Here is a 15,094-nt window from a genome sequence, read left to right on the forward strand (position 1 = left end):
AAAGCGGGTGCGATGGGCGACGGACGGCCCAAGGAGCGGGCGGACGCGGCGCGTAACCGGCGGGCGATAGTGGACGCCACTTTCGCCCTGCTGGCCGAGCACGGCGCCGAAGCGATCACCATGGACCGCGTCGCCGCCGCCGCCGGAGTGGGTAAGGGCACGATCTTCCATCGCTTCGGCAGCCGGGCCGGGCTGTTGCACGAGATGGTCGCGCAGAGCGCGATCGCGCTCATGGACGCGGTCACCAGCGGCCCGCCGCCCCTCGGTCCCGGTGCGCCCGCCGATGCTCGTCTGATCGCCTACTTCGACGCCATGGCGCGGCTGATGATCGCGAATTCCGAGCTGATGGTCGCCTATCGCACCGAGCCGCCGCATCCCCGAACCGCCGAATTCCACGCCTTCTGGGACAACCACGTCACCACGTTGCTGCGCGAAGCGCGTCCGGACCTGGACGCCGAAGTGGTCGGGCGGTTGCTGCTCGGCGCGCTGAGTGCCGAGATGGTGCCGACCATGGTCCGGGCGGGGGAGACGGAACGGCTGCTGGCCGCGGTGCGCGAGCTCGTCGAATCGGTGCTACGCGCGCCGTGACGACTCCCGCGGCATCGCGACCGGCGCGTCGATCAGCCTGCTCGCGGACCGGCCGCGGTTCGGATGGCAGCGTGTCGTAGTAGTCCGGACGGCAGTGCGCCGTGGCCCGCGCGGCGGGAACCGACGGGTGTGCGTTTTCGGCCCGATCCATATGTGCCGCAGGCGCTTTCGATCCGCTCCGCCACGCCGCGATCAGTCCGGCGACAGAATGGCCTCGAAGCGTTCGTCGGCTCGGTCGAGCTGATCGAGGATGTGCTGCCGGACGTGTTCGGCCAACGGCGTGTCCGGCCGGGTGACCAGATCGCGGTACACATCGGTGAGCGGCTGGTACTTGGCGGCGAGTTTCGCCATCGCGGGAGCGGTGGCGTAGAGGATGCCGACGCCGTTGTCGGTGAAGTCGGAGAGCTTGATGACGCGGGCCCATGGGTCGCGGTCCAGATTCGTCGCGACATGCTCGCGGTATTGCGCCTGCCGGTCACGCGCCGGATCCGGCTCGGGATTGGTCACCGCGGCCACGAGATCGGCCACTCGGGCGCCGAACCGATCGGTGAGCGCGTCCAGTGCGGCGTCGACGGTGGGGCCGGGGCGATCGGCGGCCAGTTCGGGGGCGTGGTCCTCGACCGAGTCGTGCAACAGACCTGCCGCGACCACATCGGGATCGCGGACCTCGTAGTGGCTGATGATCCGAATCGACACGCGCAGTAGATGACTCAGGTACGGCTCGCGGCCGTACCGATCGTCGCGATGCAAGTCGGCCGCGAGATCGAGTGCCGCGGCCAGGCGCTGCGTGTCCGGCAACTCGGCGATTTCCAGCAGTAGTCGCTCACGCAGCCCGGCCTCGCCGTAGACCTCGCTGATCGTGTGCAGCGGCATCACGGCCAAGACCCCCGCCCCTGGATTGCTCATGATGCCAGGCTAACCGGAGCGGGGGACACGTGACGGACGACGATCACTCGGCCGTGGGTACCAAGGTGTTCTGCCGCGCGGCGATGTGCCAGCGCTGGCCCTCCTTGACGAAGACGTACAGCGCGATCATGGCATGGTCTCGGTCGATGAGCTCGCCGTCCGGTGTCGTCGCCCACGCGCGTTTGTGCGCGATCGCGACGTCCGGGCGCAGGAATGTGATGTCGCTGATCTCGTAGCGGGCGTACTGGTCTTTGAGGAATCCGGCCAGACCGCTGCGGCTGGAGTCGAGCAGCGCGTCGAATCCGGTGATCAGCGTGCCCATGGCGTTGACGACTGCCGCGTTGGCGGTGAAATCCGCCGACAGCAGGTCGGCGTCATTGGTGTTGAATCCGGTTTCCGTGTTGGCGACGATCTGCCGGATCGCGACGATGTCCTCCGAGTGGTCGACCGTGGTGTCCTCGACCAAGGGGGGTGTGGATGCTGTCGTACTCATGCGACGAGTTTGCGACCTCAACGTTGGTTCAGGTCAAGGTGGCGCGCGGCCCGGGTCAGCGGACGCCGCGCGGGCGGTACTGGATGCTGATCCGCGGACCGATGGGTTTGCGCGTCTTCGGCACCGCGTGCTCCCAGGTGCGCTGGCACGAGCCGCCCATGACGAGCAGATCACCATGTCCGACAACGTATTTGAGGCTCGTGCCACCGCCGCGCGGCCGTAGCAGCAATGCCCTCGGCGCGCCGATCGACACGATCGCGACCATGGTGTCGTGGGTGGCGCCGCGGCCGATGTTGTCGCCGTGCCAGGCGACGCTGTCGTGTCCGTCCCGGTAGTAGCACAGGCCCGCGGTGCGGAACGGTTCGCCGAGTTCGTGCCGATAGTGCTCGCTCAGCGCCGTGCGCGCGTCGGCCAGCGCCGGATCCGGCAGCGGTTCGTGTTCCGCGTAGAACCGCAGCAGCCGGGGCACGTCGACCACGCGGTCGTACATCGGCCTGCGCTCGGCTTTCCACGGCACGCAGTCGACCAGACGGTCGAACAGCGCGTCCGCGCCCGAAAGCCAACCGGGCAGCAGATCCACCCAGGCGCCGTGGTCCAGCACGGTGCGGCGCGCATCGCGCAGCGACCCGAGTTCGGTATCGCCGAACCCGTCGAGCAGCGACCCTTGTAGGGGTGTGGACATGCGGCCGAGCCTACCGCCTATCGAACATATGTGCTAGCGACTCACGAATGGCGGCGGCCTGATCGCCGCTACGGTGACCGTGGACGCGGCTGTTCGCAAACGCCCGCGCGTCGCAGTGTCGGCGCCGAGGCGGACGGCGAACAGCGCTGGGCGCGGCAGGGCCGGCGGCCGAGCGCGGCCGCCGCCTCCCACGGCGGCCAGTGGCCCCGCTCACATGGGATATACCTGGTGAAACCAGGGGTCGCGGCGCTGCTACGCTGCTTGCCGTAAGACATCCTTTAACGGACCGTCCGGTGAGGCGGGGAAGGAGGTCGGCATGGCCGTGCCCGAAGAACGGGCCGCCAAGTCCGGCGCTGCCGAGACATCGCAGCGACATACCCCGGAATGGGTGGCGGCGGGGCGAGAGCTGTTGTCGGCTTCGGATGTCGGGCGGACCATCGCGCGCATCGCGCACCAGATCATCGAGAAGACCGCGCTGGACGCGGGCGAGCCGGACGCGCCACGCGTGGTGCTGATCGGCATCCCCACCCGGGGCACCACCCTGGCCGCGCGGCTCACCGGCAAGATCGAGGAATTCTCCGGGGTCCGCCCGGCTCTGGGCTCGCTCGACATCACCCTCTACCGGGACGATCTGCGCAGCCGTCCGCACCGACCGCTGGAGCGCACCTCGGTACCCGAGGGCGGCATCGAGGACGCGCTGGTGGTCCTGGTCGACGACGTGCTGTTCTCCGGTCGCACCGTCCGCTCCGCGCTCGACGGCCTGCGTGATCTCGGCCGCCCGCGCGCGGTCCAGCTGGCCGTGCTCATCGACCGCGGTCACCGGGAACTGCCGATCCGCGCCGATTACGTGGGCAAGAACGTGCCGACCAGCCGCTGCGAGGACATCTCGGTGCTGTTGACCGAACACGACGGCCGGGACGGCGTCTACCTGCACCAGGAGGAGGCGTGATGAAGCTGCCACACGCCGGCTCGCGGCGGGAGGCAAGCGCGTGAGGCATCTGCTGTCGGTCACCGCGCTGGATCGCGCCGCCGCGAACGAACTGCTCGACGAAGCCGAGCGGTTCGAACAGGCGCTGCTGGGCCGCGAGGTGCACAAGCTGCCCACGTTGCGTGGTCGCACCGTAATGACCGTCTTCTACGAGAACTCGACCCGGACCAGGGTCTCGTTCGAGGTGGCGGGCAAATGGATGAGCGCGGACGTGATCAACGTGAGCGCGAGCAGTTCCTCGGTCGCCAAGGGTGAGTCGCTGCGCGACACCGCGCTGACTCTGCACGCCGCGGGAGCGGACGCGCTGATCGTCCGGCATCCGGCGTCCGGCGCAGCGCACCAGATCGCGCGCTGGATGGACGAGTGGGCGGTCGCCGCGGGGCGCGGATCCGGCCCGGCGGTCGTCAACGCGGGCGACGGGACGCACGAGCATCCGACCCAGGCGTTGCTGGACGCGCTGACGCTGCGGCAGCGGCTCGGTGACATCGAGGGCAAGCGGGTGGTCATCGTCGGTGACATCCTGCACAGTCGAGTCGCCCGATCGAACGTCTTCCTGCTGGCCACGCTCGGCGCGGAGGTCGTGCTGGTCGCCCCGCGCACGCTGCTGCCGATCGGCGTGGAGAGCTGGCCCGCCCGCGTCTCGCACCACTTGGACGCGGAGTTGATCGGCGCCGACGCGGTGTTGATGTTGCGCGTGCAGGCCGAACGGATGAACGGCGGATTCTTCCCGTCGGCCCGCGAGTACGCGGTGACCTACGGGCTGTCCGAGCGCAGGCTGGCCCTGCTGGAAGACCACGCCGTCGTGCTGCACCCGGGCCCGATGCTGCGCGGCATGGAAATCGCGTCCGCTGTCGCGGACTCACCGAAAGCCGCTGTACTGCAACAGGTCACCAACGGGGTGCACATGCGGATGGCGGTGCTGTTCCGCCTGCTCGTCGGGACTCAGGAGGCCGTGGCATGAGGGCGCGCGGGAGGCAGCGCAGCGTGGTCACGCTGGGCCTGGCTCGGGCCGGAGAGGACGCAGTATGAGTGCGAACACGACCGTTCTGATCAAGGGCGCGCTGTTGTACGGCGAAGGCGAGCCGGTCGACGTGCTCGTCGCCGACGGGGAGATCCGTCGGATCGGTACCGATCTGGGCGTGGTCGACGCCGACATCATCGACGCGCGGGGCCAGATCCTGCTGCCCGGCTTCGTCGACCTGCACACCCACTTGCGGGAACCGGGCCGTGAGGACACCGAGACCATCGAGACCGGTTCCGCCGCCGCCGCGCTCGGCGGCTACACCGCCGTGTTCGCGATGGCCAACACCAACCCGGTCGCCGACTCGGTGGTCGTCACCGACCATGTGTGGCGTCGCGGCCGGGAGGTCGGCCTGGTCGATGTGTATCCGGTCGGCGCCGTCACCGTCGGCCTGCAGGGCGAACAGCTCGCCGAGATGGGCACCATGGCCGCGGGCGTCGGTGCGGTGCGCATGTTCTCCGACGACGGTCACTGCGTCTACGACCCGCTGATCATGCGCAGGGCACTGGAGTACGCGAACTCCCTCGGAGTGCTGATCGCCCAGCACGCGGAGGAACCCAGGCTGACCGAGGGCGCCATCGCGCACGAGGGGCCGACCGCGGCCCGGCTGGGGCTGGCCGGCTGGCCGCGCGCGGCCGAGGAGTCGATCGTGGCGCGCGACGCCCTGCTCGCGCGCGACGCGGGCGCCCGCGTGCACATCTGCCACGCCTCCACCGCGGGCACCGTGGAACTGGTGAAATGGGCCAAGTCCCAGGGCATCTCGATCACGGCCGAAGTCACCCCGCACCATCTGCTGCTGGACGACTCCCGGTTGGAGACCTACGACGCGGTCAACAAGGTCAACCCGCCGCTGCGCGAGGCGTCCGACGCCGCCGCGCTGCGCCGGGCGCTGGCCGAGGGCATCATCGATTGCGTCGCCACCGACCACGCGCCGCACGCCGAGCAGGACAAGTGCTGCGAGTTCGCCGCGGCGCGGCCCGGCATGCTCGGGCTGGAGACCGCGCTGTCGATCATCGTGCAGACCATGGTCGAGCCGGGGCTGCTGGACTGGCGCGGCGTCGCCCGCGTGATGAGCGAGCGCCCGGCCGCGATCGTCGGCTTGGACGAGCACGGCAGGCCGCTCGAGGTCGGCGAGCCGGCGAATCTCACGCTGGTCGACCCGACGGCGAACTGGACGGTGCGTGGCGAGGACCTGGCCAGTATCTCGAACAACACGCCGTTCGAGGCGATGACCTTCCCGGCCCGGGTGACGGCGACGCTGCTGCGCGGCCGGGTCACCGCACGGGACGGCAAGGCGCTGGTCGACCCGGCGGAGGTGTAGATGAGCGACCGCGGCGCAGCCGTACGAGGAGGTTCGTAGTGGAGAGAACGCTCTGGGTGATCGGGCTCCTGGTGCTGTTCGTGGCCTGCCTCTGGCTGATGTACCGGGGCTGGCGCAACCGCGCGGCGCGACAGGCCGAGCGCATCGGCGCGCTGCCGGCCGTGCCCGCCGAACTGGGCGCGCAGGTACTGGAGCCGACCACCGGCCTGTACTTGGGCAGCACCATCGCGCCGAGCTGGCAGGACCGGATCACGGTGGGCGACCTGGGTTTCCGGGCCACCGCCGAACTCACCCGGTTCGAAAAGGGAATTCTGCTCGAACGCGACGGCGCGACGGTGATCTGGATTCCGGAGGAATCCATCACGGCGGTGCGCACCGAACGCGGCCACGCGGGCAAAGTGATGACGGAAGATGGTGTGCTGGTCATTCGCTGGAAGCTGCCGACCGGAACCGAGATCGACACCGGTTTCCGCGGCGACGACAAGTCGGTCTATCCGGCGTGGCGCAGGCTTCCCGCGGCGGATCAGAGCGGGACGATGACGGGAGATGACCAGGGATGACAGGAGAAGCAGCACTCGTGCTGGAGGACGGCCGGGTGTTCCGCGGCCAGGCCTACGGCGCCGTGGGCCAGACGCTCGGTGAGGCGGTGTTCTGCACCGCGATGACCGGGTACCAGGAAACCCTCACCGACCCGTCCTACCACCGCCAGATCGTGGTGGCCACCGCACCACAGATCGGCAACACCGGCTGGAACGACGAGGACGACGAGTCCACGAAGATCTGGGTCGCCGGGTACGCGGTGCGCGACCCGGCGCGGCGCGCGTCCAACTGGCGCGCCACCACGACGCTGCCGGACGAACTGGAACGTCAGCGGATCGTCGGCATCGCGGGTATCGACACCCGCGCGCTGGTACGTCACCTGCGCACCCGAGGGTCGATGAAGGCGGGCATCTTCTCCGGTGACGCGCTCGCCGCCGCGGCGGAACTGGTGGACCGGGTCAACGGTCAGCCGTCCATGCTGGGCGCCGACCTCGCAGGCGAGGTGAGCACCGACGCGCTCTACACGATCGAGCCGGACGGCGAACACCGGCGCACGGTCGTCGCGGTCGATCTCGGGATCAAGACGAACACCCCGCGCATGTTCGCGCAGCGCGGCATGCGCGTGCACGTGGTGTCCTCGACCACCACGCTGGATCAGATCCTCGAGCTGAAGCCGGACGGGGTCTTCCTGTCCAACGGTCCCGGCGACCCGGCCACCGCCGACGCGGCGGTCGAGCTGACCCGGGGCGTGCTGGGCGAGGGCCTGCCGCTGTTCGGCATCTGCTTCGGCAACCAGATCCTCGGCCGCGCGCTCGGCCGGGGCACCTACAAGATGAAGTTCGGCCACCGCGGGATCAACATCCCGGTGGTGGAGCAGGAGACCGGCCGCATCTCGATCACCGCGCAGAACCACGGGTTCGCGCTGGAAGGCGAGCGGGGCGAGCGGTTCGATACCCCCTTCGGCACGGCCGAGGTGAGTCACGTCTGCGCCAACGATGGCACGGTCGAGGGCGTCCGGCTGGTCGACGGCCGCGCCTTCTCCGTGCAGTACCACCCGGAAGCCGCCGCCGGACCCCACGACGCCGCGTACCTGTTCGACCGTTTCGCCGGTCTCATGGAAGGAGCCTGATGCCTCGCCGCGAGGATCTCGAGCACATCCTGGTGATCGGTTCTGGCCCGATCGTCATCGGCCAGGCGTGCGAATTCGACTACTCCGGCACGCAGGCGTGCCGGGTGCTGCGGGCCGAGGGCCTGCGGGTGTCGCTGGTCAACTCGAACCCGGCGACGATCATGACCGATCCGGAGTTCGCCGATTCCACCTACGTGGAGCCGATCACGCCGGAGTTCGTGGAGAAGGTCATCGAGAAGGAGCGTCCGGACGCCATCCTGGCCACCCTCGGCGGCCAGACCGCGCTGAACACCGCGGTCGCGCTGCACGAGCGCGGTGTGCTGTCAAAGTACGGCGTCGAGCTCATCGGCGCCGACTTCGACGCCATCCAGCGCGGTGAGGACCGGCAGAAGTTCAAGGACATCGTGGCCAAGGTGGGCGGCGAGAGCGCCCGCTCGCGGGTCTGCTTCACCATGGACGAGGTCCGCGAGACGGTCGCCGAACTCGGCTTCCCCGTGGTGGTGCGCCCGTCGTTCACCATGGGCGGCCTCGGTTCCGGCATGGCCTACAACGATGAGGACCTCGATCGCATCGCGGGCGGCGGCCTGGCCGCCTCGCCCACCGCGAACGTCCTGATCGAGGAGTCCATCCTCGGTTGGAAGGAATACGAGCTCGAGCTGATGCGCGACGGCCGCGACAACGTCGTGGTGGTCTGCTCGATCGAGAACGTCGACCCGATGGGCGTGCACACCGGTGACTCGATGACCGTCGCCCCGGCGATGACGCTCACCGACCGCGAGTACCAGAAGCTGCGCGACCTCGGCATCGCCATCCTGCGCGAGGTCGGCGTCGACACCGGCGGCTGCAATATCCAGTTCGCGGTGAACCCGAGCGACGGCCGCCTGATCGTCATCGAGATGAACCCGCGCGTGTCTCGTTCGTCCGCGCTGGCGTCGAAGGCGACCGGCTTCCCGATCGCGAAGATCGCCGCCAAGCTGGCCATCGGTTACACGCTCGACGAGATCGTCAACGACATCACCAAGGAAACCCCGGCCTGCTTCGAGCCGACCCTCGACTACGTGGTCGTCAAGGCGCCACGCTTCGCGTTCGAGAAGTTCCCCGGCGCCGACGGTACGCTGACCACCACGATGAAATCGGTCGGCGAGGCCATGTCGCTGGGCCGCAACTTCGCGGAGGCGCTCGGCAAGGTGCTGCGCTCGCTGGAGACCAAGGCCGCCGGCTTCTGGACCCAGGACGACGGCGCCTGGACCGATGTCGATGCGATCCTCGAGGATCTGCGCACGCCCACCGAGGGACGGATCTACCAGGTGGAGCGGGCGCTGCGCCTGGGCGCGAGCATCGAGGACGTCGCCGCCGCCTCCGGCATCGACCCGTGGTTCGTCGCGGAAGTGGCCGGTCTGGTCGAGCTGCGCCGAGAGATCCTCGACGCGCCCGTGCTGGACGAACCGCTGCTACGCCGGGCCAAGCACTACGGCCTGTCCGATCGTCAGCTGGCCGCGCTGCGGCCCGAACTGGCGGGCGAGGGCGGTGTGCGCGCCCTGCGCCACCGGCTCGGGGTCCGCCCGGTCTTCAAAACGGTCGACACCTGCGCCGCCGAGTTCGAGGCCAAGACGCCGTACCACTACTCGGCCTACGAGCTCGATCCCGCGGCCGAGTCCGAGGTGGCGCCGCAGCGCGAACGCGCGAAGGTGATCATCCTCGGGTCCGGGCCCAACCGCATCGGCCAGGGCATCGAGTTCGACTACTCGTGCGTGCACGCGGCGCAGACGCTGTCGCAGGCCGGATACGAGACGGTGATGGTCAACTGCAACCCCGAGACCGTCTCCACCGACTACGACACCGCCGACCGTCTCTACTTCGAGCCGTTGACCTTCGAAGACGTGCTCGAGGTCTACCACGCCGAATGCGAGTCCGGCACCGTCGCCGGCGTCATCGTGCAGCTGGGCGGGCAGACCCCGCTGGGCCTCGCGCAGCGGCTCACCGCGGCGGGTGTGCCGGTGGTCGGCACCAGCGCGGCCGCCATCGACCTGGCCGAGGACCGCGGCGAGTTCGGTGACGTGCTGGTCGCGGCCGGGCTGCCCGCGCCGAAGTACGGCACCGCGACCACCTTCGCGCAGGCGCGCAAGATCGCCGCCGACATCGGCTACCCGGTGCTGGTGCGCCCGTCCTACGTGCTCGGCGGCCGTGGTATGGAGATCGTCTACGACGAGGACTCCTTGGAGGGTTACATCTCGCGCGCGACCGAGCTCAGCCCGGAGCATCCGGTGCTGGTCGACCGGTTCCTGGAGGACGCGATCGAGATCGACGTCGACGCGCTGTGCGACGGCGAGGAGGTCTACCTCGGCGGCGTGATGGAGCACATCGAGGAGGCGGGCATCCACTCCGGTGACTCCGCCTGCGCGCTGCCCCCGATCACGCTGGGCCGCAGCGACATCGAGGCGGTGCGCCGCTCGACCGTCGCGCTGGCCAAGGGCATCGGCGTGCGCGGCCTGCTCAATGTGCAGTACGCGCTGAAGGACGACGTGCTCTACGTGCTGGAGGCCAATCCGCGCGCCAGCCGGACGGTTCCGTTCGTGTCCAAGGCCACCGCGGTGCCGCTGGCCAAGGCCGCCGCGCGGATCATGCTCGGCGCCACCATCGCCGAACTCCGCAAGGAGGGCATGCTGCCGAGCGAGGGCGACGGCGGGCACGTCCCGCTGGACGCTCCGGTCGCGGTGAAGGAGGCCGTGCTGCCGTTCCACCGCTTCCGGCGCGCCGACGGCAGCGGCGTGGACTCGCTGCTGTCGCCGGAGATGAAGTCGACCGGCGAGGTGATGGGCATCGACGCCGATTTCGGCACCGCCTTCGCCAAGAGCCAGACCGCCGCCTACGGCTCGCTGCCCACCGAGGGCACCGTGTTCGTCTCGATCGCCAACCGGGACAAGCGCGCGATGGTCTTCCCGGTGAAGCGCCTGCACGACCTCGGCTTTCGCATCCTCGCCACCGAGGGAACGGCGGAAATGCTGCGCCGCAACGGGATTCCGTGTGAGCAGGTGCGCAAGCACTCCGAGGTGCGGCCGGACGACGAGCCGACGATCGTGGAGCAGATCCGCGACGGCGAGGTCGACATGGTGTTCAACACGCCCTACGGCAACTCGGGCCCCCGCGTGGACGGCTACGAGATCCGCAGCGCGGCGGTCGGGGTGAACATCCCGTGCATCACCACCGTGCAGGGTGCGGCGGCCGCGGTGCAGGGCATCGAGGCCGGCATCAACGGTGGCATCGGCGTGCGGTCGCTGCAGGAATTGCACTCGGTGCTGCGTGGGTGAGCCGCGACCGGACGGAACGGGTGAGATGAAGACCTTCGGCGACCGCCTGCGACAGGCGATGCGGCAGCTGGGGCCGGTGTGCGTCGGCATCGACCCGCACCCGGAGCTGCTGCGGTCCTGGGGACTGACCGAGGACGTCGAGGGGCTCGAGCGGTTCGCCGAGATCTGCGTGGAGGCTTTCGACGGCCGCGTCGCGCTGGTCAAGCCGCAGGTCGCGTTCTTCGAGGCGTATGGCTCCGGTGGCATCGCGGTCCTGGAGCGCACCATCGAGGTGCTGCGGGCCTCGGGGACCTTGGTGCTCGCCGACGCCAAACGCGGCGATATCGGGTCGACGATGGACGCCTACGCGCGGACCTGGTTGGCAGACGGCCCGCTCGGGTCCGATGCGGTCACGGCGTCGCCGTACTTGGGATTCGGTTCGCTGGCACCGGCGCTGACGCTCGCCGAGGCAGGCCGCCGCGGCGTCTTCGTGCTCGCGGCGACCTCGAACCCCGAGGGGGCGCAGGTGCAGCGGGCGGTCGCCGCGGAGGGCCGCACGGTGGCGCAGACCATGGTCGACGAGGCGGCGGCTCGCAACGCGGGCGTGGAGTTCGGTTCGGTCGGCGTGGTGGTCGGCGCCACGCTCAGCGACGCGCCCGACCTCTCCGCGCTCAACGGCCCGATTCTCATGCCGGGGGTGGGCGCCCAAGGGGGCGGTCCGGAAACGATCCGGAACCTGGTCCCCGAGCCGATGCTCGCGGCCGTCGTGCCGAACGTCTCGCGTGAGGTGCTGCGGGACGGACCGACCGTTCCAGCACTGCGTGCCAGAGTGCACGCGTTCCAGGACGCGTTCGCGTTCCTCCAGAAGTGACCGCGAAAGGCCGGCGCATCCGCGCCGGCCTTCGTCGGTTTCCGTCTCCTGTGCGTGCTGGTGTTCGCACACACGTGCCCATTAGCGGGGCCTGTGCGCGCTCCTGCGCTGATTTCGGGTCCGATCGGTGCACGGAATGGGTGCATCGCTCCTGGACCGATGTACAGGCAAACCCTTCGGCGCCGGATAACCGGGGTCATCGCGGCCCGAACGGCCGGATGTGACGCCCGACACGCGCAAAAAACATGCGACACGCGGACTATTTCCAGAAAGTTCCTGGTAGGGCGCGTGAGGGGTTGCTGGCGAGATGCGCTGCCGTGTCGCAACCCTTCCGCAAACCATTCGGTTTGTCGAAAAAGCCCTGCTGGTGGCATATTTCGCGGATTCGGCACCGCGATGCGCTCGGTGGCGCGGACGGGATGGGCGCCGGAACGCCGGGGTGCGGCCCCCATCCGGAATCATGCGCTGACCTGGGGGGTGGGTTCGCAATCGGCGGACGTCGTGGGTACGGTCGCTGAGACTGCCGGGTTACCGGCGGGAGTTGATGCAATAAACGATGAGACGGAGGAACCGTGGCCCTTCCCCAGCTGACTGACGAGCAGCGCGCCGCTGCTTTGGAGAAGGCGGCTGCCGCTCGCCGCGCTCGGGCGGAGCTCAAGGAGCGCTTGAAGCGTGGCGGCACCAACCTGAAGCAGGTCCTCACCGACGCCGAGACCGACGAGATCCTCGGCAAGATGAAGGTGTCTGCGCTGCTGGAGGCCCTGCCGAAGGTGGGCAAGGTCAAGGCGGCGGAAATCATGAGCGAGCTGGAGATCGCCCCCACCCGGCGGCTGCGCGGACTCGGCGACCGGCAGCGCAAGGCGCTGCTGGCCCGGTTCGACTTCGACGCCTGACGACGAGGGTGATCGAACACATGCGGAAGGGTCGGCTGGTCGTACTGGTCGGCCCCTCGGCCGTGGGCAAGTCCACTGTGGTCCGCTGTGTCCGCGAACGACTGCCCGACCTGGTCTTCAGCGTGTCGGCAACGACCCGGGCTCCGCGGCCCGGGGAGGTCGACGGCCTCGACTACCACTTCGTCTCCCGTACGGAGTTCGACGCGATGATCGAGGCGGGTGAACTGCTCGAGTGGGCGGACATCCACGGTGGGCTGCAACGTTCGGGCACTCCCGCGGGTCCGGTACGCGCCGCGTTGGCGGCGGGTCTTCCGGTACTGGTCGAAGTGGATCTCGAGGGCGCGCGATCGGTGCGCCGGGCGATCCCCGACGCGATCCTGGTCTTCCTCGCCCCGCCGAGCTGGGACGAGTTGGTCGCGCGACTGACCTCGCGCGGCACCGAGTCGCCCGAGGTGATCGAGCGCCGATTGGAGACGGCCAGGACCGAGCTGGCGGCCTGTGACGAGTTCGACATGGTTATCGTCAACGACGATGTGACCAGCGCCTGTGAGCAGTTGGTATCGTTGTTCGTTAGCACAAATTCGAGTTCGTGACCCCCACCTGCGCATGAGCGATCAGGCCACTTGTTTCATGCCACAGACGTTTCATGCCACAGACCACACAGCAGGAGTCTCCCTAGTGAGCAGTACGGACAGCAACACCGCGCCCGCCTACGACACGCCGGTCGGCCTCACCAACCCGCCGATCGATGAGCTGCTGGAGCGCACGTCGTCCAAGTACGCCCTGGTCATCTACGCGGCCAAGCGCGCCCGGCAGATCAACGACTACTACAACCAGCTCGGCGACGGCATCCTCGAGTACGTCGGCCCGCTGGTCGAGCCGGGTCTGCAGGAGAAGCCGCTGTCGGTCGCCCTGCGCGAAATCCACTCCGACCTGCTCGAGCACTCCGAAGGCGAGTGAGGCCGACTCGGTTCGCCGTGACCACGACTAGGCCGGAGGCGTAGTGACCCCAAGGATCGTCGTCGGTGTAGCCGGAGGCATCGCCGCCTACAAGGCGTGCTCTCTGGTCCGGCGATTCACCGAGACCGGACATGACGTCCGGGTGATTCCCACCACCTCGGCGCTGGAGTTCGTCGGCAAGGCGACCTTCGAAGCGCTGTCCGGCAACCCCGTGCACACCGGTGTGTTCTCCGACGTGCCCGAGGTCCCGCATGTTCGGCTGGGCCAGGAGGCGGACCTGGTGGTCATCGCCCCGGCGACCGCCGACCTCATGGCCCGTGCCGCGTGCGGCCGCGCCGACGACCTGCTCACCGCCACGTTGCTGACGGCCCGATGTCCGATCTTGTTCGCGCCCGCGATGCACACCGAGATGTGGGAGCATCCGGCAACCGTCGCCAACGTCGCGACCTTGCGCGCTCGGGGCGCGATCGTCATGGAGCCCGCGGCGGGCCGGCTCACCGGCGCCGACACCGGCCCGGGACGCCTGCCGGAGCCCGAGGAGATCTTCGGCCTCGCGTCGCTGCTCATGGAGCGTGCCGACGCGATCCCGCGGGATCTGGAGCGCCGCCGGGTCGTCATCACGGCGGGCGGCACCAGGGAGCCGCTGGATCCGGTGCGTTTCCTGGGCAACCGCAGCTCCGGCAAGCAGGGCTACGCGCTCGCGCGGGTCGCCGCCCAGCGCGGCGCGCACGTGACGTTGATCGCGGGCAACACGATCGAGATGGCGGCGCCCGCCGCCGTCGACCTGGTGCACATCACCACCGCCGAACAGCTGAAGACCGCCGTCGACAAGCACGCCGCCGGCGCCGACGCGGTGATCATGGCCGCGGCGGTCGCCGATTTCCGGCCGACCAATGTCGCCGCCGCCAAGATCAAGAAAGGCGCCGGCGAGCCCGACGTCATTCCGCTGACCAAGACCGACGACATCCTCGCCGGGCTCGTGCAGGCGCGCCGTGACGGGCAGTTGCCCGGCACCGCGATCGTCGGCTTCGCCGCCGAGACGGGTGACGAGCACGGCGACGTCCTCACCCACGCGCGGGCCAAGCTCGCCCGTAAGGGCTGCGACCTGCTCGTGGTCAACGCGGTCGGCGAGGGCAAAGCGTTCGAGGTGGACACCAACGACGGCTGGCTGCTCGGCGCGGACGGCACCGAACAGGCGCTCGATCACGGCTCCAAGGCATTGCTGGCCAGCCGCGTGCTCGACGCACTGAGTGTGTTGCTGCGCTGAGACCGGGCCGCGGCCCTGCCAGGATTGCCATCGGGTCCGTCGTTCGCGGCGCTGTCAGCGATTCGGCACCGCCGGGACACCGGGAGTTCAGCTGTCCGGTACGGCCGCGGCGTTGAGGTCGGCCCTGTCGGTGATTTGGAATAGGCTG

The 15,094-nt window shown here is 69.4% G+C and carries 15 protein-coding genes; 12 read left to right on the forward strand and 3 right to left on the reverse strand.

Annotation, left to right across the window (positions count from 1 at the left end):
• The first annotated feature begins 12 nt into the window (after positions 1-12).
• Positions 13-588, forward strand: a complete 576-nt coding sequence (locus ACT89H_RS03945) for a TetR/AcrR family transcriptional regulator (RefSeq protein WP_445107066.1) — start codon at positions 13-15, stop codon at positions 586-588.
• A 192-nt stretch (positions 589-780) separates the two neighbouring features.
• Here ACT89H_RS03945 and ACT89H_RS03950 read toward each other — a convergent pair whose 3' ends face one another.
• The 3 genes from ACT89H_RS03950 to ACT89H_RS03960 are packed head-to-tail and all read right to left on the reverse strand — an operon-like array spanning position 781 to position 2,669.
• Complete coding sequence (locus ACT89H_RS03950; protein ID WP_445107067.1) at positions 781-1,494, reverse strand: HD domain-containing protein; 714 nt, start codon at positions 1,492-1,494, stop codon at positions 781-783.
• A gap of 43 nt (positions 1,495-1,537) precedes the next feature.
• The gene (locus ACT89H_RS03955; protein ID WP_445107068.1) at positions 1,538-1,987 is read right to left on the reverse strand and encodes an SgcJ/EcaC family oxidoreductase; all 450 of its coding nucleotides are present in this window, start codon (positions 1,985-1,987) and stop codon (positions 1,538-1,540) included.
• 55 nt (positions 1,988-2,042) lie between these two features.
• A complete protein-coding gene (locus ACT89H_RS03960; protein ID WP_445107069.1) occupies positions 2,043-2,669 on the reverse strand; it encodes an alpha-ketoglutarate-dependent dioxygenase AlkB in 627 nt (208 codons plus the stop codon).
• A gap of 316 nt (positions 2,670-2,985) precedes the next feature.
• Here ACT89H_RS03960 and pyrR point away from each other — a divergent pair, with 316 nt between their 5' ends.
• From pyrR to coaBC, 11 genes are all read left to right on the forward strand, one after another.
• Positions 2,986-3,618: a bifunctional pyr operon transcriptional regulator/uracil phosphoribosyltransferase PyrR gene (pyrR, locus tag ACT89H_RS03965; RefSeq protein ID WP_445107070.1), complete on the forward strand. Its 633-nt coding sequence runs from the start codon at positions 2,986-2,988 to the stop codon at positions 3,616-3,618.
• 40 nt (positions 3,619-3,658) lie between these two features.
• Positions 3,659-4,618, forward strand: a complete 960-nt coding sequence (locus tag ACT89H_RS03970; RefSeq protein WP_445107071.1) for an aspartate carbamoyltransferase catalytic subunit — start codon at positions 3,659-3,661, stop codon at positions 4,616-4,618.
• A gap of 64 nt (positions 4,619-4,682) precedes the next feature.
• On the forward strand, positions 4,683-5,999 hold the full coding sequence (locus tag ACT89H_RS03975) for a dihydroorotase (protein WP_445107072.1): 1,317 nt from the start codon (positions 4,683-4,685) through the stop codon (positions 5,997-5,999).
• Between the two features lie 38 nt (positions 6,000-6,037).
• A complete protein-coding gene (locus ACT89H_RS03980) occupies positions 6,038-6,559 on the forward strand; it encodes a PH-like domain-containing protein (RefSeq protein WP_445107073.1) in 522 nt (173 codons plus the stop codon).
• Positions 6,556-7,668, forward strand: coding sequence for a glutamine-hydrolyzing carbamoyl-phosphate synthase small subunit (gene carA / locus ACT89H_RS03985; RefSeq protein WP_445107074.1), 1,113 nt, complete (start codon positions 6,556-6,558; stop codon positions 7,666-7,668). Before ACT89H_RS03980 ends, carA begins: the two co-directional genes overlap by 4 nt.
• The gene (carB, locus tag ACT89H_RS03990; protein WP_445107075.1) at positions 7,668-10,976 is read left to right on the forward strand and encodes a carbamoyl-phosphate synthase large subunit; all 3,309 of its coding nucleotides are present in this window, start codon (positions 7,668-7,670) and stop codon (positions 10,974-10,976) included. The genes carA and carB overlap by 1 nt, the downstream gene beginning before the upstream one ends.
• Before the next feature lie 25 nt (positions 10,977-11,001).
• Positions 11,002-11,826, forward strand: a complete 825-nt coding sequence (pyrF, locus tag ACT89H_RS03995) for an orotidine-5'-phosphate decarboxylase (protein WP_445107355.1) — start codon at positions 11,002-11,004, stop codon at positions 11,824-11,826.
• A 572-nt stretch (positions 11,827-12,398) separates the two neighbouring features.
• Positions 12,399-12,719: an integration host factor, actinobacterial type gene (mihF, locus tag ACT89H_RS04000; RefSeq protein WP_028476708.1), complete on the forward strand. Its 321-nt coding sequence runs from the start codon at positions 12,399-12,401 to the stop codon at positions 12,717-12,719.
• 20 nt (positions 12,720-12,739) lie between these two features.
• Positions 12,740-13,312 (forward strand): guanylate kinase, encoded by a 573-nt coding sequence (gene gmk / locus ACT89H_RS04005; protein WP_445107076.1) that lies wholly within the window; start codon positions 12,740-12,742, stop codon positions 13,310-13,312.
• Between the two features lie 37 nt (positions 13,313-13,349).
• Entirely contained in the window at positions 13,350-13,679 is a 330-nt protein-coding gene (gene rpoZ, locus ACT89H_RS04010) for a DNA-directed RNA polymerase subunit omega (protein ID WP_445107077.1), read from the forward strand.
• Positions 13,680-13,722: 43 nt separating this feature from the next.
• Positions 13,723-14,946: a bifunctional phosphopantothenoylcysteine decarboxylase/phosphopantothenate--cysteine ligase CoaBC gene (coaBC, locus tag ACT89H_RS04015; protein WP_445107078.1), complete on the forward strand. Its 1,224-nt coding sequence runs from the start codon at positions 13,723-13,725 to the stop codon at positions 14,944-14,946.
• Positions 14,947-15,094 lie beyond the last annotated feature (148 nt).

Source organism: Nocardia aegles (assembly GCF_052545135.1).

Coding starts and splice junctions, on each gene's coding strand:
- ACT89H_RS03945 (WP_445107066.1), top strand. CDS start 13: ATGGGCGACGGACGGCCCAAGGAGCGGGCGGACGCGGCGCGTAACCGG.
- ACT89H_RS03950 (WP_445107067.1), bottom strand. CDS start 1,494: ATGAGCAATCCAGGGGCGGGGGTCTTGGCCGTGATGCCGCTGCACACG.
- ACT89H_RS03955 (WP_445107068.1), bottom strand. CDS start 1,987: ATGAGTACGACAGCATCCACACCCCCCTTGGTCGAGGACACCACGGTC.
- ACT89H_RS03960 (WP_445107069.1), bottom strand. CDS start 2,669: ATGTCCACACCCCTACAAGGGTCGCTGCTCGACGGGTTCGGCGATACC.
- pyrR (WP_445107070.1), top strand. CDS start 2,986: ATGGCCGTGCCCGAAGAACGGGCCGCCAAGTCCGGCGCTGCCGAGACA.
- ACT89H_RS03975 (WP_445107072.1), top strand. CDS start 4,683: ATGAGTGCGAACACGACCGTTCTGATCAAGGGCGCGCTGTTGTACGGC.
- carA (WP_445107074.1), top strand. CDS start 6,556: ATGACAGGAGAAGCAGCACTCGTGCTGGAGGACGGCCGGGTGTTCCGC.
- carB (WP_445107075.1), top strand. CDS start 7,668: ATGCCTCGCCGCGAGGATCTCGAGCACATCCTGGTGATCGGTTCTGGC.
- pyrF (WP_445107355.1), top strand. CDS start 11,002: ATGAAGACCTTCGGCGACCGCCTGCGACAGGCGATGCGGCAGCTGGGG.
- gmk (WP_445107076.1), top strand. CDS start 12,740: ATGCGGAAGGGTCGGCTGGTCGTACTGGTCGGCCCCTCGGCCGTGGGC.
- rpoZ (WP_445107077.1), top strand. CDS start 13,350: ATGCCACAGACGTTTCATGCCACAGACCACACAGCAGGAGTCTCCCTA.